The sequence below is a fragment of the Campylobacter troglodytis genome (assembly GCF_006864425.1).
GTDB lineage: Bacteria > Campylobacterota > Campylobacteria > Campylobacterales > Campylobacteraceae > Campylobacter_D > Campylobacter_D troglodytis.
In genome coordinates, this window is the sequence record NZ_QHLI01000255.1 from 1 (window position 1) to 444 (window position 444).

Below are 444 nucleotides of genomic sequence, written 5' to 3' on the forward strand. Positions count from 1 at the left end.
TGGATACATTTTAGGGATAATTTCTTTTATACAGGTGCTTACTGGGATGATATGATAGATCTTAAAGAAAGATATAAGGATATGAGTGATGAGGATTATCAATATTCTAACTGGGATACTCCAAAATTTTGGGATAGGTATCATTTTTGGGTTTGTAGAACCCCCAAAGGCACAAAATACTTCAAGGAAGTGTTAGCTCCTAAATTTTATAACAAATACAAAGATTTAGAAGTTGAAATTGATGATGAAGGAAGGGTTGTTAGGTGGATAGGGAGGATTAATAGATAATAGCTTAAAATAATTTAAGTTGATACAGTATAATTTTAAGGTATGAAAAGCCAATGAAAAACAAGGACATCTCTTGCAGCAAATTAAAATAAAGGCACTTGATATATTTGGCAAGCCTATATTAAATATTGCAGATAAGATTTTACTTGATATAGA

1 pseudogene is annotated in these 444 nt (G+C 30.4%); it reads left to right on the top strand.

The window, feature by feature from the left end:
- A pseudogene (locus DMC01_RS15600) lies at positions 1-288 on the top strand (hypothetical protein); the annotation flags it as partial.
- Between the last annotated feature and the right edge of the window lie 156 nt (positions 289-444).